The following is an 18881-nucleotide window of genomic DNA, read 5'->3' on the forward strand; positions in this document are numbered from 1 at the left end:
CTTCCCGGGGCGGGCTTTGGACGGTCCGCCGCGGGAGTGCGCTCGTGTCTCGGGCGCCGACTCAACCGGGCATCGGTTCCCGGCTGAAGGCATCGAGTTCGCGCACCAGGCTCTGTGCCGCCAGCATCACCAGTTCGCGACCTTTTTCCGGTGTCGCCAGGGCCGGGTCCGAACCCATGCGGCCGTCCGGGTGACGGGCACGGAAGTCGAGGGCTTCGCGGATGGGGCCCGAGGGTGCGATCTGCGGTGAGTACTCGGCGGACTTGATGGCTTCCGGATAGGCCCATTGCGTGATCGCAATCTCCGATGGCGTGGCATGGGAGCCATGCCCGGTCGGAAACTGTTGGCGGGCCAGTTCACCGACTCCCTCCAGATCCCACCAGTTGCACAGCTTCAGGGCGAATCCTGCCGGGCGCCGGGCGAAACTGGCTTCGGCGTAAAGCTCCGAGAACGCCGCTTCAATCGAGGCGATATTGCCGCCGTGGCCATTGAGGAAAAGGATTTTCTCGAAGCCATGGCCGGCCAGCGAGCGTGTCCAGTCGCCGATGGCGGCGATAAAAGTCGAAGGCCGCAGGGAAATGGTTCCGGCGAAGCCGAGATGGTGTTGGGCCATACCGATATTGAAGGTCGGTGCGATGAGGATATCGGCGTTTTTCTGCGCCTCATGGGCAATGATCTGCGGGCACATCCAGTCGGTGCCCAGCAGGCCGGTCGGTCCATGCTGCTCGTTGGACCCGATGGGAACCACGATGGTCCGGCTGCGTTGGAGAAATTGTCCGATCTCGGCCCAGGTCGACAGGTGTAAAAGCATGTGGGTTCCTCGTGGGTCTGTGTTTGTTGCCAGTCATGGTGCTCCGGCCTGTCGGTATCAGCAAGAGCAACCAAGTTCATGTATCGTTGCCCTGCAAGCAACAGTCATGTCCGGAGGAGTGCCCCGTCGTGCGCGAGATCAATCAACAACGGCTGCGGTATTTTCATGAGGTGCTGGTCCACGGTTCGATTCGTGGGGCGGCGGACAACATCAATACCTCGCCTTCGGTCATCACGCGCCAGATCAAGCTGCTGGAAGAAGAACTCGGCGCCAGGCTGTTCGAACGCCAGGCCCGTGGTGTCCGGCCAACCGAGGCCGCCGCGCACCTGCTGGAGTTCTGGCGTGGCTATCGATCGCACCAGGAGCGGCTCGAAGACCAGTTGCAGGCCATCAAGGGCCTGCAGCAGGGGCATGTGCGGGTGGTCACCAGCGAGGGCTATGTCGAGACCCTGGCAGACAGCGTTCTGGCGCCGTTCTGCAAGCAGTATCCGAAACTCGATATCAGCCTGGATATCCTGCCGGTCGACGACGTGCTGGGCGAGGTCGCCGAGAATCGTGCGCACATCGGGCTGGCCTACAATCCTCCCGCGCATCCGCATATCCAGTACCGGGCCACGTCGCCGCAACCGCTGATTCTGCTGGTGCGCCCCGATCATCCGCTGGCTTTACGCGGAGGGTCGGCCACCGTCGCGGACATGCTGGCCTGTCCGCTGGTATTGACGCCCAGCACATTTGGCATCGGTCATGCGCTGAAGATGCTGGAGTTCGCCGAAGGGATCGAGGTGCGGCCGGCCCTGCTGAGCAACTCCCTGGTCGCCCTCAAGCGCCTGGTGGCATCCGGGGATTTTGCCTCGTTGCTCGGCGAGTTCGCCGCCTACCGGGAAATCGCCCGGGGAGAGCTGGCAGCGGTCCCGATCGATCACCCATTGTTCCTCGGCATCGAGGCGAAACTGCTGGTGAAGTCTGGCCGGCCACTGGCCGCAGCGCCCCAGGAGTTGTTGCGCTGGATGCTGCAGCGTTTGCCGATGTTTGCTGGCGGCGAGGCGATATAGATTGTTGGTCAGTTGGCGACATTTGGCGTTTTGATTGGGTCAAATGTCGTATCCTTTTGTACTGACTCCTTCGGCAGTGACTCTGCACTTGTGGAATCTGCTGGTGAGTTGCGATCTGGCGGCAGGGCAGTTCAGGCTTGTCTCGCAGGAAGGGTTTGGACTAGATACTCGGTTGTTCAAATAAGCCGTGTTTGTTCAAGGCTGCATTTACTTATGGAAAGGGAATTGAGGTGTTTATGGGGCGTCTTCGATACACAGAGATAGATACCAATATTGAGTATGTTTGGCCCTGCAGCGAAAGAGAAGCTCGTCAGATTGACGTACTCACCTCCGCTTCAAATGTGACCATTAATATGGTTGATTCCGGTGGCACAATCACTTTTGCAGCGGGCAGTCCTGTCACGCTTGTATCTGCGAAGGGCAAAAGCAGTTTTGCTGACCCGAATGACATTATTGCCGAAGCAAAAAAAATATGAACCCGACTAGAGCGGCAGCCTTCGAAGCGTTTGTATACGCATCATTATAAGTGATCAGTCCTTGCAATCGGGCCATGCCCATGCAGGCGTGGCCCGAAAGTGAGGTTCAAATGCCGCTCATGCGGGCAGGGTGATCTGCAACTTGACGTCCCGTGGCAGCGCCTGGTCGGCGCGCTCGAAGGCTTCGATCGAGCGGTCGAACGGGTAGCTGGCGGTGATCAGCGGCTTCACGTCGATCTTGCCGCTCGCCAGCAGGGCGATCGCGCGTTCATAGACGTTGGCGTAACGGAACACCGTCACCAGGCGGATTTCCTTGACCATCAGCGCGACGATATCCAGGGCCACCGTGGATGCCGGCATGCCGACACAGATCACGGTGCCGCCGGGACGCAGGTGACTCGCCAGATCGACAAAGGCCGCGGCGGCGCCGGAGCACTCGAAGACCAGGTCGACACCGCGCTTTTGCGTCAATGCGGCCACCTGGCCGCTCAGGTCGGGGCCGGTCAGTGCCTCGATTCCCGGGTAGTGTGCGACGTTCTGCAGCTTTTCGGCGGCCGGGTCGAAGATCAGCACACGGGCACAGCCGGCGGCCAATGCACAGAGTGCGGTGAGAATGCCGATGGTCCCGGCGCCCAGCACCAGCGCCACGTCGCCCGGTTGCACGCCGGCCTTGGTGGCAGCCTGCATACCCACGGCCAGGGGCTCGACCATGGCCCCTTCGGCCTGGCTGATGGTGGCGGGCAAGCGATAGACCAGCGTCGCCGGGTGTATCACCTCCGAGGTCAGGCAGCCATGGATTGGCGGCGTTGCCCAGAAGGTCAGCGACGGATCGAGGTTGTACTGGCCGATACGGCTGGGGCGGCTGGAAAAATCCGGGATGCCGGGCTCGATGCAGACCCGATCGCCCGGACTCAGGTCGACCACCTCCGCGCCACACTCCAGCACCGTGCCGGCGGCCTCATGACCCAGGACCATCGGTGCATCGACCACAAAGGGGCCGATACGGCCATGGCGATAGTAGTGAATGTCGCTGCCACAGATACCGACTACATCCATGCGTATGCGCACGTCCCTGGTGCCCAGCACGGCGGGCAGTTCGATCTCGCGCAGGGCGAGTTGACGCGGACTTTCGAGAACAAGAGCCTGTGCCATGGTGACACCTCATATGCATGTATAGCCGGCATCGGCCGTGATGATGGAGCCCGTCAGCAGGCTGGCTGCATCCGATGCCAGGAACTGCACCAGGGATGCTATTTCGTGGGGCTGGCCCATGCGCCCGGCGGGCGTCATTTCGAGCCACCTCTCGATCAGCCCGGGCTGGCTTTCCAGCCCTTGCAGCAGGGGCGTCTCTATATAGGTGGGCGCAACGGCATTGACCCGGACACCGCGTGCGGCCCATTCCACCGCCAGGGACCGGGTCAGATGGTGCACCCCCGCCTTGGAGGCGTTGTAGTGACACTGGGGCTGCGGAACATTGACGATCTGCCCGGACATCGAGCCGATATTGATGATCGAGCCGCGCCCGGCCTCGAGCATCCGCCGGCCGAAGCCGCGGCATGTGCGGAACACGCCGCCCAGGTTGACGCCGATGACCTTGTCCCATTCGGCGTCGCTCATGTCTTCTGCCGGGGTATTGGTCACGATGCCGGCATTGCAGACGAGGATGTCCAGCGCCGGCAGCGCGGCGGCCAGGGCATTGACCGCCGTGCTGTCGGTCACGTCGAGGGCCTCGGCCCGGGCCTGGTAGCCCTTGGCGTTGAGTGCCTGCGCGGTGGCCTCGGCGCGTTCGCGCAGGATATCGGTGCAGATCACCTCGGCACCCGTTGCGGCCAGCGCCTCGGCGATCGCCGCGCCGATGCCTTGGCCCGCGCCGGTCACCAGTGCGAGCTTGCCGGTCAGCGATTGTTTTTCACGGTAGTTCATCGTCCGTCCCTCCAGGTCTGCTCTCAGGTCAGCGCACAACGCAACGCTTCGCCGCGCAGGCCGCGCAACGCTTCTTCGCTGGCCAGGCGCTGCAGGGTGTCTACCGAGGCGTCCGAGAAGAACGCCGCGTGGGGCGACATCAGCACATGGGGCGCGGTACGCAGTGGCGAACCGGTGGGCAGGGGCTCCTGCTCGAAGACATCCAGTCCGGCACCGGAGAGGTGGCCGCCGACCAGCGCCGCGCTCAGGGCTGTTTCGTCGATCAGGCCACCCCGGGAGCAGTTGATCAGGATCGTCCCACGAGGCATGCGCGCGATGGCGGCGGCATCGATGACATGGCGGGTTTCGGGCGTCAGTGGCACATGCAGCGACAGCACGTTGGCCATGCTGATGACCTCTTCGCGGGACATCGGCTCGATCCCGGCGGCACGGGCCTGCTGGTGGGTGACATAGGGATCGAAGCCAATGATGCGGCAACCGAACACCGCCATGCGGGTCGCGTAGGCACGGGCAATCCGCCCGAGGCCGATCAGGCCGACGGTGGTGTCGCGCAATGAGCGCACGCCATCGACCATTTGCGCGATCTTCCATTCGCCCTCACGGATGCCCGTGCCGTAGTGGTCGAGTTTGCGCGCCAGGGCCAGGGTCATGGCGGCAGCATGATCGGCCACTTCTTCGATGCCGTAGTCCGGCACGTTGCACACGCGCACTCCCACTTCCCTGGCCGCGGCGAGATCGACGTTGTCGACACCGACGCCGTAGCGCACGATCACCGCGCCCGGCGCCATCGCCTGCATCACGCGGCGGGTCATCGGCGCAAAGTTGTTCAGTACGGCATGCGCATCCCGTACCGCTTCCAGGGTTTCTTCTTCGGTGCGGCACTGATGCTCGAAGAACCCGGCGCCGGCAGCCTCCGCCGCGGCTTTTTCATGGCGGGTGTTGCCGAAGGCCTGGTCGGTGACCACCAGTTTCATCGTTGTGCGGCTCATAGCAGCCCCCGCTTTGCCAGGTTGCGCATCAGTGCGCGGGTGCCGTAGGTCCAGGGCGCGGCTTCGTCGGAGTAGACGACGGTATTACGCAGGGTGCCCAACAGCGGCGTCGAGATTTCCACCAGGTCACCGGCCTTGTGGGTGAAACCCGAACCCTTTTGTTCACGATCCTGGGTCGGCGCGAACATGGTGCCGAGAAACAGCATGAAACCATCGGGGTACTGGTGCGAGGTGTTGCGGGTCTGCGCCACCAGGTTGGCCGGCTTGCGGCTGATCTCGGCCATGTTCGAGCCTCCCGACATTTCAAAACCGTCCAGGCCGCTGACGGACAGGGTCAGGGTGGCGTTCTCGATATCGTCGAGGGTGAAGTGTTCGTCGAAGAGACGGATGAACGGACCGATCGAGCAGGAGGCATTGTTGTCCTTGGCCTTGCCCAGCAGCAGGGCCGAACGCCCTTCGACATCGCGCAGGTTGACGTCGTTGCCGAGGGTGGCGCCACGGATATTGCCCTGGCTGTCCACCGCCAGCACGACTTCGGGCTCGGGGTTGTTCCATTCCGAGATCCGGTTGATACCGACCTGGGCGCCATAACCGACCGCCGCCATGGGCTGGGATTTGGTGAAGACTTCGGCGTCCGGACCGATGCCGACTTCCAGGTACTGCGACCAGAGGCCTTCGGCGATCAGCGCAGCCTTGATCTCGGCGGCCTTGGGCGAACCGGCCTGGACGTTGGAAAGGCTGTCGCCGATCAGCGAGCCGATCCGTGCCCGCAGCTCATCGGCGCGGGCCGGATCGCCAGCGGTGCGTTCGTCGATCACGCGCTCGACCATGCTGCGGGCAAACGTCACGCCACAGGCCTTGAGTGCCTGGAAGTCACAGGGCGCCAGCAGGCAGGGACGGTCGGAGTGATAGCCCATCTCGGAGGGGTCGAGGATCAGGTCGGCCAGATCGCCAACCGCTTCGCCGGCCAATGAGTCGAAACGTTCTGCCGGGTTGTTGTCGAGGAAGTCGGCCATCGACACGACCGACTCGGTAATGTCGACCAGCAGGTTGTCCCGCAGGATGACTACCGAAGGACCTTTGCCTGGTAGCCAGACCCGACCGACCAGTTTGGCGTGTTTGAGTGAGGTGGGCAGCATGAGCGGTTTCCTTATTGTTGATATCTAGTAATGCTACGTTTCGATTTTGAGCACGGTCAAGCAGTCTTGCATGAAAGAAATCGGCATTTTCTCGGTTTTTTCCCTTTTTTATAGCTAATATTCTGAATAATAAGGCGAATATTAAGTGTTTCAGGCATTCGCCAGCGATGGCGGTGCGTCACTTGTCCGGGTGATTTTCGAAAGGGCTATTGCAAAAAGCTAGCAATACTATATTTTTGAATCAAGTCAGTGGTTCCACCGCAGAGAAAGGCGACGGAGAAGTCCCATGCATAACAATAATTCTCTCTACGAGTCGATTGCCGCCCTGGAAGGCGCCTTGTTTATCAATGGTGAGTGGCACAAGGGCGCAGGGGCTCGCTTGCCGGTGGAGAATCCGGCGACCGGGGAACTGATCGGTCATATCGCCGCCGCGACTGCACAAGAGATTGAAGCGGCGGTGTCTGGCGCCCATCGCGCCTTTGCTTCCTGGTCCCGCGAGTTACCGAAGACCCGAGCCATTGCCTTGCACCGCCTGGGCGACCTGATCGCCGCCGATGCACTGAACATGGCGCGGATCATGACCCTGGAACAGGGCAAGCCGGTCAATGAAGCCAAGGGCGAGGTGCTCAAGCTTGCCGAGGCCTGCCACTTTTATGCTGAAGAAGCGAGCCGCGTGCATGGCGAGATCGTGCCCAACGATCAGCCCGGCTTCCAGAGCCTGGTGGTACGCGAGCCGATCGGCGTCGTCGCGGCGATCACCCCATGGAACTACCCGGCCGAGCTGGTGGGCTGGAAGCTGTGCGCCAGCCTGGCTGCGGGCTGCACTATCGTGATCAAGCCCGCCGAACTGACGCCGTACACCGCCCTGATGATCGCCGGCAAATGCGCCGAGGCCGGTATTCCGGCCGGTGTGGTGAATGTATTGACCGGCAAGGGCTCGCAGGTCGGGCAGGCCCTGGTCGAACACCCGCAGGTGAGCAAGGTGGCCTTTACCGGGTCTAGCGCAGTGGGTCTGCATATCCAGCGCAGTTGCCCGCAGGTCAAGCGCCTGTCCCTCGAACTGGGTGGTAATTGCCCCATGGTGGTGACCGCCAGCGCCGACGTGGAAGCGGCGGTGAAGGGAGCGACACGGCGCAGTTTCCGTAACTGCGGACAGATCTGCATTGCCATCAATCGCATCTATGTCCATCGTTCCCTGTATGAGGCGTTCGTCAGCAAGCTGGGCGCGGCCGCTGATGCGCTGACGGTGCGCAACGGCCTGGAAGAGCCTGCTGCCGACCTGGGCGCCATGGCTTCCGCCGAGCCGCTGGCCAAGACCCGTGCGCACCTCGAGGATGCCCTGGCCAAGGGCGCTCGACTGGTCGCCGGCGGCCAGGCACCACAAGGCGCCGAATTTGCCCATGGGCATTTCTTCCGGCCGACGGTGATCGCCGATTGCACGCACCGGATGCTGGTGATGACCGAGGAAACCTTCGGTCCGCTGGTGGGGGTCGCCGCCTTCGACGATCTCGCCGAAGCTATTCAACTGGCCAATGACACGCCTTACGGCCTTGCCTCCTATGTCTATGCTCGGGACCTGACCGACATCCATACCCTGTCGGCGCAACTGGACTATGGCAACGTTGCCATCAATAACGTCGATGCCGGGATCATGAATGCCCCCTACGGTGGGCGCAAACAGAGTGGCGTGGGTTACGAACACGGTCGCGAAGGGTTGCTGGAGTACTTCAACTTCAAGCATGTCCGCCTGCACCATGGCGTCGGGAATTGAGCCATGCAGGCGCTCATTGGCATCGACATCGGCACCTCGGGCTGCAAGGCATTGCTGCTCGACGTCCATGGCGCGGTGATTGCCGCCGATACGGCGACTTATCCGCTCTCGCAACCTCGACCCGGCTGGACCGAGCAGGACCCTGAACTGTGGATCGACGGCGCCCGGCGCGCCATCGCCGGTGTGTTGGCCAAGGCCCCAGGCGTGGAGCTGCTCGGCGTCGGGCTCTCCGGTCAGATGCACGGGCTGGTGCCGCTCGATGCGGCGCAGCAGGTGCTGCGCCCGGCGATCCTGTGGAACGACCAGCGCAATGCCGCGGAGTGCGAGTGGATCACCGCCACCGCCGGTGGCCTGGACGGTTTGCTGAAGGCCACCGACAACCGGATGCTGGTGGGGTATACCGGCGGCAAGATCGTCTGGATGCAGCGGCATGAGCCCGAGCTTTTCGCGCGCTTGAGCACTGTGCTCAATCCCAAGGACTATCTGCGCCTGCGCCTGACCGGCGAAATTGCCAGCGAAGTCTCCGACGCCTCGGGCACGGGCCTGTTCAATGTGCGTTCGCGGCAATGGGCGAGCGGGTTGATCGAGCAACTGGGCATCGACCCCGGGTTGTTGCCACCGGTGTTCGAGTCCCAGGTCGTTTCGGGTCGGGTCAGTGCCCGGGGCGCCGCGTTGTTCGGCCTGCCCGTGGGCACGCCGGTGGCCGGCGGCGGTGGCGATTCGGTTATCCAGACCCTCGGTTCCGGCGTGATCGCGCCCGGCGAACTGCAGACCACCATCGGTACGGCGGGCATTCTCGCCGCCGCCCTGGACGAGCCCCGGGACAATCCGGACGGTCGCCTGCAGATTTTCTGCAACGTGGCCGCGGACAAATGGCATTGCATGGGGGTGTCGTTGAACGCCGGCGGCTCGATGAACTGGTTTCGCGACACCTTCTGCGCAGGGGCCAACGGCGTGGTGCCGTCATTCGAGCAGATCGTCGCCGAAGCGGAGAAGAGCCCGGCCGGTGCCCATGGCCTGCTGTTTCTTCCCTATCTGAACGGTGAGCGTTGCCCGCATCCCGATCCGCTCTTGCGTGCTGCCTTCGTCGGCCTGACCGCGCGCCACGACCGCGGCGACATGGCCCGGGCCGTCATGGAGGGGGCGGTGCATGCGCTGGCCGACATGCATGCCCTGATGAAGCCCCTGGGCATCGACGGACACGTGATCAAGGCTTCCGGCGGTGGTGCACGCTCAGCGCTGTGGCGCCAGCTCCAGGCGGACATCTTCGGTTGCGACGTGCTGACCACCGAAGGGGCCGCCGAGGGTGCGGCGTTCGGCGCGGCGCTGGTGGCCGGGCTGGCGATGGGTGTCTGGGCCGATCCGGCGAGTGCGGCGGCGAGCTGTCGCGCCATTACCCGCCAGGCGCCCGATGGCGCGACGGCCGAGGTCTTCGCCCGTGCCCATCGTATCTACCACAGCCTTTATCCGACGCTCCGGGAAACCTTCGTAGCGCTCGGTGCCCCCATTTTCGATTAGTCATTTTTTCTGGAGTCTGATTCATGTCCGTCTATTCCGCGCTTATTTTCGATCTTGACGGGACGCTTATCGACAGCGCATCCGATATCGCGAAGGCCCTGAATGTCGGTTTCGCGCTGAACGACTGGCCTGAACTCGATCCCGCGCATGTCGAGACGTTTCTCGGCAACGGACCGCGGCGCCTGATCGTCGACATCCTCGAGGACCTCGCGATCCCTTATGACGATGCCCAGGTACAGCGGGCCTTCGATGGCTACCTGCATGCCTATATGGACGATCCGGCGGGGTGCACGCGGTTTTTCCCTCATGTGCGCGAAGACCTCGCGGCTCTGCGCCAGGCCGGTATCCGCCTGGGTATCTGTACCAACAAGAACCACGCCGTCACCGGCAAGGTCCTGGAGCAGCTGGGGCTGGCGGACTTGTTCGAGGTCGCGCTGGGCGCCGATGCGGTGCCGGCGTGCAAGCCGGACCCCGGGCATTTGCTGGCCGTGGCGCAGGCGATGGACCTGGCATCGGAGGAGTGGGCCTATGTCGGTGACACCCGTGTCGACCAGATGACTGCGTATGCCGCGGGCGTGCCGTTCTTCGTGGTGCCCTGGGGTGGCGGTCCTCATGTGGACATTTCAGCGGAGCAGCGCTTGAACCGTCTGGCCGATCTGTTACAACGCAGCCCACTAATCGCCAAGGAGCGGATATGACCGTCAGTTTGCTGCAACGCATCATTCTTGAAAGCAAAGACATGCACCGGGCCGAGCGTCGGGTCGCCAACTTTGTTTCCACTTCGCCTTCGAAGGTCCTGCAGATGAGCATGGCCAAGCTCTCGGAAACCTGTTCGGTCAGCGACCCGACCGTGATGCGTTTCTGCCGGCGCTTCGGCTTCGAGAGTTATCAGGAATTGAAGCTGCACCTGGTTCAAAGCCTGGTGCCGTCGGCGCCGTTTGCCTACGAGCAGATCATTCCCGATGACAGTATCGACAACATCGTCCGCAAGACCTGCCGCAACTCGCTGAATGCGATCCAGCGCCTGGCCGAGGACCTGGCGCCCGAGCGGGTGGGCGAAGGTGCCCGACTGTTGCAGGCGGCAAGCTGGATCGGCATCTACGCCACGGGGATTTCCGTGGTCAACGCCCTGGATGCCGAGCACAAGTTCCAGCGCCTGGGCCTGCGGTGCCAGGCACTGCTGGGCAGCAAGCGCCAGGAGATGCACGCCGAAGGCGCTCGGGAAGGCGAAGTGGCGCTGATCTTTTCCCAGTCCGGCCACACCCGGCAGATGGTCGATGTCGCCGTGGCTGCCCGCAAGGCCGGGGCCAGGGTGGTGTCCATCGCCGCCGATGACAGTCCCCTGGCGCGGGTCTCCGATGTGCTGATCGCGGTCAAACCCTATGAACATACCGAACTGATGACACCCCTGGCGTCGCGGCTGAACCATCACCTGGTCACCAACATGCTGGTAGCCGCCATCGCCGTTGCCAGTGGCAGCCAGTTCCCCGATCAACTGACCGCCCTCGACTCATGGCGGACCGACAAGATTTGACCCCCATGACCTGTGGGGGAACTGCCCGATAGGAGTAGCAGATGAGCAACCAACAGAACGAAGCGAAGAAGGTCGCCGCCCGCCGGGTGATCGAGGAATTCGTGCGCGATGGCATGAAGCTGGGCCTGGGGTCCGGCACCACCTCGCATTTCTTCGTTCGCGAACTGGGCAAGCATGTCGCCAATGGCCTGCAACTGACCTGCACCACCACTTCCCGTTCGACCAACGATGTGGCGCGGGAAGTGGGCATCGAGATCATTGATCCGAACGAGATCGGCGAGCTCGATCTGACCGTCGACGGCCCGGACGAGATCGACCGCCAGTTCAACATGATCAAGGGCGGCGGTGCCTGCCTGCTCTGGGAGAAGATCATCGCCCATGCTTCCAAACGCATGATCTGTGTGTGTGACGAGACCAAGATCGTCGACTGCCTGGGCCAGTTCCCGCTGCCGGTGGAAGTGGTGCAGTTCGGCTGGAAGCAGACCGAGCGCCTGGTCAAGCGGATCCTGGCCGGGCAGGGCATCAACGAGGTGACGATCATTCGCCGGCTGCGCGATGGTCAGCCGGTGGTCACCGACAGCGGCAACTTCATTCTCGACTGCCATTGCGGACCGGTTATCCGCGATCCGGCGCCGCTGGAAATCGAGCTCAACCGTATTCCGGGTGTGGTCGAGAACGGCCTGTTCACCCGCGAAGCCGTGGGTATGGTCGTAGGTTGTTTCGACGGCTCTTCCTACGTTCGTTTGCGATAACCGGTGCTCCAGGCAAGGCCGCACCTGCGTGAAACAAGGCTGAAGATAGTATTAAACCTACAATAATAAGTCGGAGTTAATCCCATGAAAAAAGTCAATCTATCTAGCGTGAGTCGTCGTAGCGTGTTGGCCGGCGGTGTGGTCCTAGGACTGGGCGCGATGCTGGGACGCAGTGCCTTCGCGCAGACCCCGCTGTCGGTCGCCTACTCCAACAAGAGCCTGGACTACTACTTCTTCGTCATTCAGGAAGAGTCGGTCAAGCGCGCCGTCCAGGCACAATCGGGCAAGTTCCAGGCAACCAACGCCAGCTTCGACACCACCACCCAGCTCGGCCAATGGCAAAGCCTCATGTTGTCCCAGCAGTCGGCGATCATCTCCGACCCGATCGACAGCCAGGCCATTGTCTCGGCCATCAAGCGCTACAACCAGCGCAAGATTCCGGTGGGCATCATCGACACTCCGGCCGATGGCGGCGATGTCGCGATTACCGTGAGTTTCGACAACTTCAAGGGTGGGGTGATGGCCGCCGAGGAAATCGTCAAGCGCCTGGTCGCGAAGTACGGCAGCCCCAAGGGCACCGTGCTCAATTGCTTCGGCGCCCTGGCCTCGGTGGCCTGGCGCCTGCGCAAGGAGGGTATGGACTCGGTGTTCGCCAAGTACCCGCAGATCAAGTACCTGGCCCGTCCTACCGAAGGACTGCTGGACAAGATGCAGGCGGTCACGCTGTCGACCCTGTCGGAGTTCCCCGACCTCGATGCGGTACATGCCCCTTCGGATTCTCCCTCGCGCGGTATCGCGGCGGCGCTCAAGCAGAAGGATCGCTGGAAGAAGGTCGGCGAGAAAGGCCATGTCATTTTCATCAACATCGACGGTGAGCCGGTGGCCCTTGACTGGATCAAGGACGGCTACATGGACGCCTGTGTGTCCCAGGACCCTGTGGCCTATGGGGGCATTGCCGTGGAGATGATCACCAGGTATTCCCTCAATGGCCAGGCGGTGCCGCTGGGCACCTACCAGAACAAGGACTACTTCTGGGAATCGGGAGAGATTGTCCAGGGCAAGACCGGTCCGACCCTGATCATCCCGGCCTTTGTGATCAACTCCGACAACATCGACGACAAGCGCCATTGGGGTTATGTCGCGGAAAAAGTCTGGGGCGTTCCCTCCAAGTGACGGTTGCGGTTGTCGCAGCAGAGCGAGGCTCTGCCGCGATGTTCATCCGACAAGCTGATGGTGAGAAAACAACATGACCCTACACGACACCCAGGCCGGGGCAGCGATGGACGACACGATCCTGCGGATCGACAACATCGCCAAGAGCTACGGTCCCGTGCACGCCCTGCGCGGTGTCACCACGCAGATCCGCCGGGGTTCGATCCATGGCCTGCTGGGGGAGAACGGCGCCGGCAAGTCCACGCTGGTGGGGATCATCTCCGGCCAGGTGATCCCCAGCTCCGGACAGATTCTCATGGACGGTCGGCCGCTCAAACAGGTGGACGTCAAGGCCATGGAGCAGGCCGGGGTATTCCTGGTGACGCAGGAACCGATGATCATCGGCAACCTGACGGCCGCGGAAAACCTGATGCTGGGGATCTGGCCGACCCGCAACGGTTTTGTCGACTGGAAACAGCTGGGCGCCGATGCCGCGCGGATGCTCGATGGCTCCGGCATCGACCCGACAGTCCTGGCTGGCCAGCTGGATGCAGTGGCGCGGCGCAAGCTGAACATCCTCCGGGCCATGTTTTCGGGGGGCAAGGTGATCATCCTCGATGAGCCGACGGCGTCGCTGACCGTGGTCGACCGCCGCCAGCTGTTCGACTTCATGCTGCGCCTGAAGGGCGAAGGAGTGACCTTCATCTTCATCTCCCACTACAACGACGAGATCCTCGAGATCTGCGACGCGGTCACCGTGTTACGCGACGGCAGCCTCGCCGGGACTTGCGAGGACATCGCCTCGATGACCTCCGAGCAACTGACTGAACTGGTGATCGGTCATGGCGTCGAGCTGTTCCAGCGCAAGCGTCGCGACCATTCCGGCAAGCCGCCGGCGATTTCGCTGCGCGGCGTACGGGGCAAGTGGCTGTCCCTGGATCGCCTCGACATCGGTCCGGGGGAAGTGGTGGGGTTCACCGGTCTGCCGGGGGCTGGCGCGAAGGAAATGGCCCGCGCGATCTTCGGCCTGCATCCGGCACTGGGTACGCTTTCCATCGCCGGTGAAGCCGAGCGGGTGTTGCCACGCTCCCCGCGTGCGGCGTTCGATGCCGGTATCGCCTATCTCTCCGACGATCGCCGGCGCGATGGCGCGGTGGGACCGATGTCGATCGGCAGCAATATCGCCATGTCGTCCCTGGGCGCTCGGACCCGGCTCGGTTTTATCGATACCCGGGCCGAAGCGTCGGTGATCGGGCACTACTTTGCCGCGATGGGGGTCAAGGCGCCCAACCCCGACTATCCGGTCAATACCCTCAGTGGCGGTAACCAGCAGAAGGTGTGCCTGGGGCGCGTGCTCGCCACCCGACCACGCTTGCTGATGGTCGACGAGCCGACCCGTGGCATCGACATGGGCGTCAAGCAGGACGTGCTGCGCATCATCGACGAACTCAGCGATGCTGGCGTAGCGGTGATCATCGTGTCCAGCGATACCGACGAACTGGTTCGCGCGGTGGATCGGGTGTGCATTTTCGACCAGGGCACGATCAAGGAAACATTGACGGGAGAGGACATCACCGTCGAGCGCATCCGCGCATCCGTACAGGGATCAGGCAGTTGAACAATAAAAAGAGTGGAGACACGGGTATGAGAACTCTGGCCAGTCCCGGCAACGAGGTGTCGCCTGCCGCGACCAGAATCAACGGCCCGGCCGTATTGGGCTGGGTATTACACAATGTCGTCTGGATCTGGCTCATCGCCCTGGTGGTCCTGTTCGGTGCGTTCAACGAGTTTTTCTTCACCTTGTTCAACCTGCAGAACGTGATGGTTCAGGCGACGGTGCTGGGAACCCTGGGACTGGCGGTGGCGTTGCCGCTGCTGGTGGCCGAGATCGACCTGTCGATTCCGGCCAATGCCGGTTTTTCCTCGGCGGTGGGGGCGCTCGCGTACTCCAGTTGGGGCCTGCCCTGGTTCGTCGCGGTGGCCATCGGCCTGGCGGTCGGCACGCTGATCGGCTTCTTCAACGGGCTGTGCATCACCCGCCTGAAAATGGTCTCGCTGATCGAAACCCTGGCGATGATGATCATTCTGCAGGGCGCCTTGCTGGCGCTGACCCAGGGCACGACCCTGACCAACATGGCCGACGGCTATATCTGGATCGGCCAGGTGACGATCGACGGCTGGCCGCTGATGCCGGTGGTGTTCCTGGTGGCCCTGACGGTGATCGGCGTGGTGCTCAAGCGCACGGTGCTGGGGCGTTCGATCTATGCCGTGGGGGGGAATGCGATCGCGTCGAATTCCGCCGGTATACGGGTCAACCGGGTCAAGATCATCACCTACACGATCTCCGGCTTCCTGGCGGCGCTGGCCGGTTTTCTCCTGGCTTCCTGGCAGATGGCGATCACCTCCAGCCAGGGTTCGAGCTACCTGCTGTATGCCATCGCCGCGCCGATCATTGGTGGCGTCAGCGTGTTCGGCGGGCGCGGCAATGTGAAGGGCGTGCTGGGCGGGGTGTTGCTGCTGACCGTGATCCAGGTCGGCCTGGCCATCGTCAATGTGCCGTCATTCTATGTCGGCATGATCGGCGGGGTGATGATCTTTATCGCGGTCGCTATCGACGCCATTCGCGTGCGCTACTTCGGCTGACTTATCCCAACTTCAGGACAGTGCAATGTCTTTTACTCCGCATGGCAAACACCTTATCGCCGGCCGATGGGTGGCAAGCGACAGCAGCTTTTCCAACACCCCGATCCGCGGGCCGGCCCAGCGCTTTTCGGCAGGCGATGTCGACCTGGTGAACCGTGCGTGCGAAGCGGCGGAGGAGGCCTTCTGCAGTTACGGCCAGGCCAGCCGGGAGTCGCGTGCGACGTTCCTGGAAGCCATCGCCGATGAAATCGAGGCCCGAGCGGCGATCATCACCAGCATCGGTTCGCTGGAAACCGGTCTGCCCGAGGCGCGGTTGCAGGGCGAACGCGGGCGTACCGTGGGACAGCTACGGTCGTTTGCCGCGCATATCCTGGCGGGCGACTACCTTGATCGCCGGCATGACCAGGCGCTGCCGGAGCGCCAGCCCGTGCCGCGCCCCGACATCCGCCTGATGCAACGTCCGATCGGACCGGTGGCGGTGTTCGGCGCCTCTAATTTCCCCCTGGCTTTCTCAACGGCCGGTGGCGATGTGGCGTCCGCCCTGGCAGCGGGTTGCCCGGTTGTGGTCAAAGGCCATGAGGCTCATCCGGGGACCAGTGAGATCGTTGCCGAGGCGATCCGTGCCGCCATCGAAAAATGCGCCGTTCATCCCGGGGTGTTCAGCCTGGTCCATGGTGGCTCCCGGATCGTCGGGCAGCACCTGGTCCAGCATCCGTTGATCAAGGCGGTCGGCTTCACCGGCTCGCTGGGAGCGGGCAGGGCGCTGTTCGACCTGTGCGCGAGGCGTTTCGAACCCATTCCATTTTTCGGTGAGCTGGGCTCGGTGAACCCGATGTTCCTGTTGCCCCATGCGGTTGCCGCGCGCGGTACCGAGATCGGCAACGGCTGGGCGGCCTCACTCACCCTGGGGGCGGGCCAGTTCTGCACCAACCCCGGCATCAGTGTCGTGCTCGAAGGTACCGAGGCCAATGGGTTTGTCGACGCGACGGTCCGGGCCCTTGAACCGGTGGGCGCGCAGGTGATGCTGAGCGATGCCATGGCAGTCGTCTATCGTGCGGGACGTGAGCGGGTGGCGGGCACGGCGGGCGTGCGTGAAGTCCTCGGTTCATCCTGTGACCGGCGTAACGCGACGCCTTGTCTCTTCGTGACGACAGGCCGGGAATGGCTGGCCAACGCCACGCTGGGGCACGAAGTCTTCGGCCCGTTGGGCTTGGTGGTGACAGTGGCGGATACGGACGAGCTGTTGCTGGTGGCGCGCTCGCTCGAGGGGCAACTGACCTGCACGATCCATATGGACGAAGCCGATACCGAGGTCGCGTCGCGCCTGCTGCCGGTGCTCGAACGCAAGGCCGGACGTCTCCTTGCCAACGGCTTCCCGACCGGTGTCGAGGTGTGTGACGCCATGGTCCATGGCGGCCCTTATCCTGCGTCAACCAACTTCGGTGCAACGTCCGTCGGCACCATGGCGATCCGCCGTTTCCTGCGCATGGTCAGCTATCAGAATATCCCGCAGGGGCTGTTGCCCGGGGATCTGCGCTAGTTGAAAAGAGATTGAGCCCTGCTGCCTCGGCCGAGCCAGAATGACGACTGGCTCGACCGAGGCGGCTTTTGCAGTTTACGGCTGAAGAACCCAGTACTCGGTTGGCGGAATAACGCTGAAGCCATTGCGCTTGTTGGCTCTCAGGTTCTTTCCGATCATATGATGCATATCGCCGAGCACTTTGCTTGAGTTTCCGTATCTCGAATGCCCGAGGATGTCATCTATGGCCAGGGCCCGGGTGATATCGATGGAGTCGATGCCAGGATAAAAAAATCCCTTGGAACCGCTGAAACCGAGCATTTCTCGGTCTGCCAGGTAGGAGCTTGATGAGAGTTTGAGCGCCTCATCATCTGACGACATGTAGATGGTTGTGCGACCAAAATTTGCAAATGAATCCTTGTAGGTCTTGAAAAACGTTTCCCGTGGGAAGTCAGGTGCTGCCAGTATTATGTTTCCAAAGCGCTTTCTGAAAAGTCTTGGATTTTCAGAGTAAAGACTCGCAAGGGCAGGTATGACAACTTTTGATCCCATGCTGTGAGCCAGGATATGTATTTTCTTGCCGCTGTTTGACGCTACCAGTTTTGAAACGAACTCCTTGAAGTCAATGGCTGAATCATTGGCTCTGCCAGAGTCACGCTCATATTTCAGCATCTCTCCAATGGATGGCCAGCTGAATACGATGGGCTGAAGATTCAAGTCAATATCGTAGGATACTTGCGCGGCGCGCTTGATAGAACTCTCAAAGTTGACGTTGAAGCCATGTACGAATAGAAAAATATCGCCTTTGGAAAACATGTTTTCGGTCTTGAGGCTTTCGAAGAACTCTTTCTCGGATAGTACCTGGGACTGATTCTTTGCGATTGAAATGATCGGGTCGTCTTTTTCATCTTTGAATCCCATTTTCATCAGGATCTTGAAAAAAGCGCTGTGGGAATCCTTAAAGCTTCCTCGCTCTCTGTTGAAGGGGATCAACACGACTTCCTGGCCATAGGATAGGGCGTCTTTGGATAGATTGATTTCAGGCAGGAAATCTCCGTTTCCATTGCCTCTTCGGTTCGTTGCATATTTGACTTTGACGGCAGTGTATTCTTCAAGGCTGTAGTGGAGTGGTGTCTGGTCGATTGTGACAGGGGCGACAGGTTCCACAACAGGCGTAGGGGCAGGTGCAGGATTTACCGATGCGCAACTACTGAGTAAAACTGATATGAGAGTCAGAGAGAGTAATTTTACCGATTTTATATTGGGAAAAATGTCCATGTTTTTTCGCCTGGAGGGTAGGGGCGAGGCGAGTATAGGTGATCTTTTCCGGCTCGATCACGGGGTTTCCGGTTCCTCCGACAGCGCCCTGAATATCTCCACCATCCGCTCGGCTATTGGTTCTCGCTCGGGGCGTACGCCGATCAACACCTCGTCGACGCATTATGTCCAGCCCGTCACCGGCCAGGTGATGAACACCCGCTGCCTTCCGGAGCAGGCCAGCCGCGCCCACGCGGATATCGCGGCGCGGCGGATTACCGGGTCGATCATCCTGACACCCTGAGCGGTTGGCTTTGCGTATCCGCTCAAGTCGTATCGGGGCGC

Annotated in this window: 18 protein-coding genes and 1 pseudogene; 13 read left to right on the forward strand and 6 right to left on the reverse strand. The window is 62.0% G+C overall.

What is annotated here, in order from left to right:
• Positions 1–61: 61 nt before the first annotated feature.
• A complete protein-coding gene (locus HX881_RS00310) occupies positions 62–811 on the reverse strand; it encodes a creatininase family protein (protein ID WP_017127534.1) in 750 nt (249 codons plus the stop codon).
• 128 nt (positions 812–939) lie between these two features.
• On the opposite strand from HX881_RS00310, the gene HX881_RS00315 reads away from it, so the two are divergent.
• The 3 genes and pseudogenes from HX881_RS00315 (at position 940) to HX881_RS00320 (ending at position 2339) form a co-directional block, all read left to right on the forward strand.
• Positions 940–1863 (forward strand): LysR family transcriptional regulator, encoded by a 924-nt coding sequence (locus HX881_RS00315; RefSeq protein ID WP_017127533.1) that lies wholly within the window; start codon positions 940–942, stop codon positions 1861–1863.
• Positions 1864–1912: 49 nt separating this feature from the next.
• Positions 1913–2047, forward strand: a pseudogene (locus HX881_RS32670) (RES domain-containing protein); the annotation flags it as partial.
• A 7-nt stretch (positions 2048–2054) separates the two neighbouring features.
• Positions 2055–2339 carry a hypothetical protein gene (locus tag HX881_RS00320; protein WP_146049235.1) on the forward strand — a complete coding sequence of 95 codons (285 nt, stop codon included), beginning with the start codon at positions 2055–2057 and terminating at the stop codon, positions 2337–2339.
• Positions 2340–2456: 117 nt separating this feature from the next.
• Here the strand turns inward: HX881_RS00320 and HX881_RS00325 are convergent, their stop codons facing one another.
• The 4 genes from HX881_RS00325 to HX881_RS00340 are packed head-to-tail and all read right to left on the reverse strand — an operon-like array spanning position 2457 to position 6390.
• Positions 2457–3491, reverse strand: a complete 1035-nt coding sequence (locus HX881_RS00325; RefSeq protein ID WP_017127532.1) for an NAD(P)-dependent alcohol dehydrogenase — start codon at positions 3489–3491, stop codon at positions 2457–2459.
• A 9-nt stretch (positions 3492–3500) separates the two neighbouring features.
• The gene (locus HX881_RS00330) at positions 3501–4262 is read right to left on the reverse strand and encodes an SDR family NAD(P)-dependent oxidoreductase (protein ID WP_017127531.1); all 762 of its coding nucleotides are present in this window, start codon (positions 4260–4262) and stop codon (positions 3501–3503) included.
• Positions 4263–4285: 23 nt separating this feature from the next.
• Complete coding sequence (locus tag HX881_RS00335) at positions 4286–5251, reverse strand: C-terminal binding protein (RefSeq protein ID WP_085983789.1); 966 nt, start codon at positions 5249–5251, stop codon at positions 4286–4288.
• Positions 5248–6390: a fumarylacetoacetate hydrolase family protein gene (locus HX881_RS00340; protein ID WP_177082121.1), complete on the reverse strand. Its 1143-nt coding sequence runs from the start codon at positions 6388–6390 to the stop codon at positions 5248–5250. Before HX881_RS00340 ends, HX881_RS00335 begins: the two co-directional genes overlap by 4 nt.
• 286 nt (positions 6391–6676) lie before the next feature.
• Between HX881_RS00340 and HX881_RS00345 the strand changes: the two genes are divergently transcribed.
• The 9 genes from HX881_RS00345 to HX881_RS00385 all read left to right on the forward strand — a co-directional run bounded on the left by HX881_RS00345 (position 6677) and on the right by HX881_RS00385 (position 17300).
• Positions 6677–8161 (forward strand): aldehyde dehydrogenase family protein, encoded by a 1485-nt coding sequence (locus tag HX881_RS00345; protein WP_017127528.1) that lies wholly within the window; start codon positions 6677–6679, stop codon positions 8159–8161.
• Between the two features lie 3 nt (positions 8162–8164).
• Complete coding sequence (xylB, locus tag HX881_RS00350) at positions 8165–9679, forward strand: xylulokinase (RefSeq protein WP_017127527.1); 1515 nt, start codon at positions 8165–8167, stop codon at positions 9677–9679.
• 23 nt (positions 9680–9702) lie between these two features.
• A complete protein-coding gene (locus HX881_RS00355; protein ID WP_177082122.1) occupies positions 9703–10377 on the forward strand; it encodes an HAD family hydrolase in 675 nt (224 codons plus the stop codon).
• The gene (locus tag HX881_RS00360; protein WP_017127525.1) at positions 10374–11213 is read left to right on the forward strand and encodes a MurR/RpiR family transcriptional regulator; all 840 of its coding nucleotides are present in this window, start codon (positions 10374–10376) and stop codon (positions 11211–11213) included. The genes HX881_RS00355 and HX881_RS00360 overlap by 4 nt, the downstream gene beginning before the upstream one ends.
• Positions 11214–11254: 41 nt before the next feature.
• A complete protein-coding gene (gene rpiA, locus HX881_RS00365; protein ID WP_017127524.1) occupies positions 11255–11965 on the forward strand; it encodes a ribose 5-phosphate isomerase A in 711 nt (236 codons plus the stop codon).
• 84 nt (positions 11966–12049) lie between these two features.
• Positions 12050–13138, forward strand: a complete 1089-nt coding sequence (locus HX881_RS00370; RefSeq protein ID WP_177082123.1) for a sugar ABC transporter substrate-binding protein — start codon at positions 12050–12052, stop codon at positions 13136–13138.
• A 73-nt stretch (positions 13139–13211) separates the two neighbouring features.
• The gene (locus HX881_RS00375; RefSeq protein WP_177082124.1) at positions 13212–14735 is read left to right on the forward strand and encodes a sugar ABC transporter ATP-binding protein; all 1524 of its coding nucleotides are present in this window, start codon (positions 13212–13214) and stop codon (positions 14733–14735) included.
• A gap of 26 nt (positions 14736–14761) precedes the next feature.
• Positions 14762–15760: an ABC transporter permease gene (locus HX881_RS00380; protein WP_177082125.1), complete on the forward strand. Its 999-nt coding sequence runs from the start codon at positions 14762–14764 to the stop codon at positions 15758–15760.
• Positions 15761–15785: 25 nt separating this feature from the next.
• On the forward strand, positions 15786–17300 hold the full coding sequence (locus HX881_RS00385) for an aldehyde dehydrogenase (NADP(+)) (protein WP_177082126.1): 1515 nt from the start codon (positions 15786–15788) through the stop codon (positions 17298–17300).
• 75 nt (positions 17301–17375) lie between these two features.
• Here the strand turns inward: HX881_RS00385 and HX881_RS00390 are convergent, their stop codons facing one another.
• The gene (locus tag HX881_RS00390) at positions 17376–18557 is read right to left on the reverse strand and encodes an alpha/beta hydrolase (protein WP_177082127.1); all 1182 of its coding nucleotides are present in this window, start codon (positions 18555–18557) and stop codon (positions 17376–17378) included.
• On the opposite strand from HX881_RS00390, the gene HX881_RS00395 reads away from it, so the two are divergent.
• Positions 18556–18840: a hypothetical protein gene (locus HX881_RS00395; RefSeq protein ID WP_085983787.1), complete on the forward strand. Its 285-nt coding sequence runs from the start codon at positions 18556–18558 to the stop codon at positions 18838–18840. The two genes, HX881_RS00390 and HX881_RS00395, sit on opposite strands and share 2 nt — an antisense overlap.
• Positions 18841–18881 lie beyond the last annotated feature (41 nt).

It is taken from the genome of Pseudomonas gingeri (genome assembly GCF_013386115.1).
In the GTDB taxonomy this organism is placed as follows: Bacteria; Pseudomonadota; Gammaproteobacteria; order Pseudomonadales; family Pseudomonadaceae; genus Aquipseudomonas; species Aquipseudomonas gingeri.

Excerpts from the sequence above, each read along its gene's own strand:
- HX881_RS00325 (WP_017127532.1), bottom strand. The coding sequence starts at position 3,491 with ATGGCACAGGCTCTTGTTCTCGAAAGTCCGCGTCAACTCGCCCTGCGC.
- HX881_RS00330 (WP_017127531.1), bottom strand. The coding sequence starts at position 4,262 with ATGAACTACCGTGAAAAACAATCGCTGACCGGCAAGCTCGCACTGGTG.
- HX881_RS00370 (WP_177082123.1), top strand. The coding sequence starts at position 12,050 with ATGAAAAAAGTCAATCTATCTAGCGTGAGTCGTCGTAGCGTGTTGGCC.
- HX881_RS00390 (WP_177082127.1), bottom strand. The coding sequence starts at position 18,557 with ATGGACATTTTTCCCAATATAAAATCGGTAAAATTACTCTCTCTGACT.
- xylB (WP_017127527.1), top strand. The coding sequence starts at position 8,165 with ATGCAGGCGCTCATTGGCATCGACATCGGCACCTCGGGCTGCAAGGCA.
- HX881_RS00335 (WP_085983789.1), bottom strand. The coding sequence starts at position 5,251 with ATGAGCCGCACAACGATGAAACTGGTGGTCACCGACCAGGCCTTCGGC.
- HX881_RS00355 (WP_177082122.1), top strand. The coding sequence starts at position 9,703 with ATGTCCGTCTATTCCGCGCTTATTTTCGATCTTGACGGGACGCTTATC.
- HX881_RS00375 (WP_177082124.1), top strand. The coding sequence starts at position 13,212 with ATGACCCTACACGACACCCAGGCCGGGGCAGCGATGGACGACACGATC.
- HX881_RS00340 (WP_177082121.1), bottom strand. The coding sequence starts at position 6,390 with ATGCTGCCCACCTCACTCAAACACGCCAAACTGGTCGGTCGGGTCTGG.
- HX881_RS00360 (WP_017127525.1), top strand. The coding sequence starts at position 10,374 with ATGACCGTCAGTTTGCTGCAACGCATCATTCTTGAAAGCAAAGACATG.
- HX881_RS00395 (WP_085983787.1), top strand. The coding sequence starts at position 18,556 with ATGTTTTTTCGCCTGGAGGGTAGGGGCGAGGCGAGTATAGGTGATCTT.
- HX881_RS00385 (WP_177082126.1), top strand. The coding sequence starts at position 15,786 with ATGTCTTTTACTCCGCATGGCAAACACCTTATCGCCGGCCGATGGGTG.
- HX881_RS00380 (WP_177082125.1), top strand. The coding sequence starts at position 14,762 with ATGAGAACTCTGGCCAGTCCCGGCAACGAGGTGTCGCCTGCCGCGACC.
- HX881_RS00345 (WP_017127528.1), top strand. The coding sequence starts at position 6,677 with ATGCATAACAATAATTCTCTCTACGAGTCGATTGCCGCCCTGGAAGGC.
- rpiA (WP_017127524.1), top strand. The coding sequence starts at position 11,255 with ATGAGCAACCAACAGAACGAAGCGAAGAAGGTCGCCGCCCGCCGGGTG.
- HX881_RS00310 (WP_017127534.1), bottom strand. The coding sequence starts at position 811 with ATGCTTTTACACCTGTCGACCTGGGCCGAGATCGGACAATTTCTCCAA.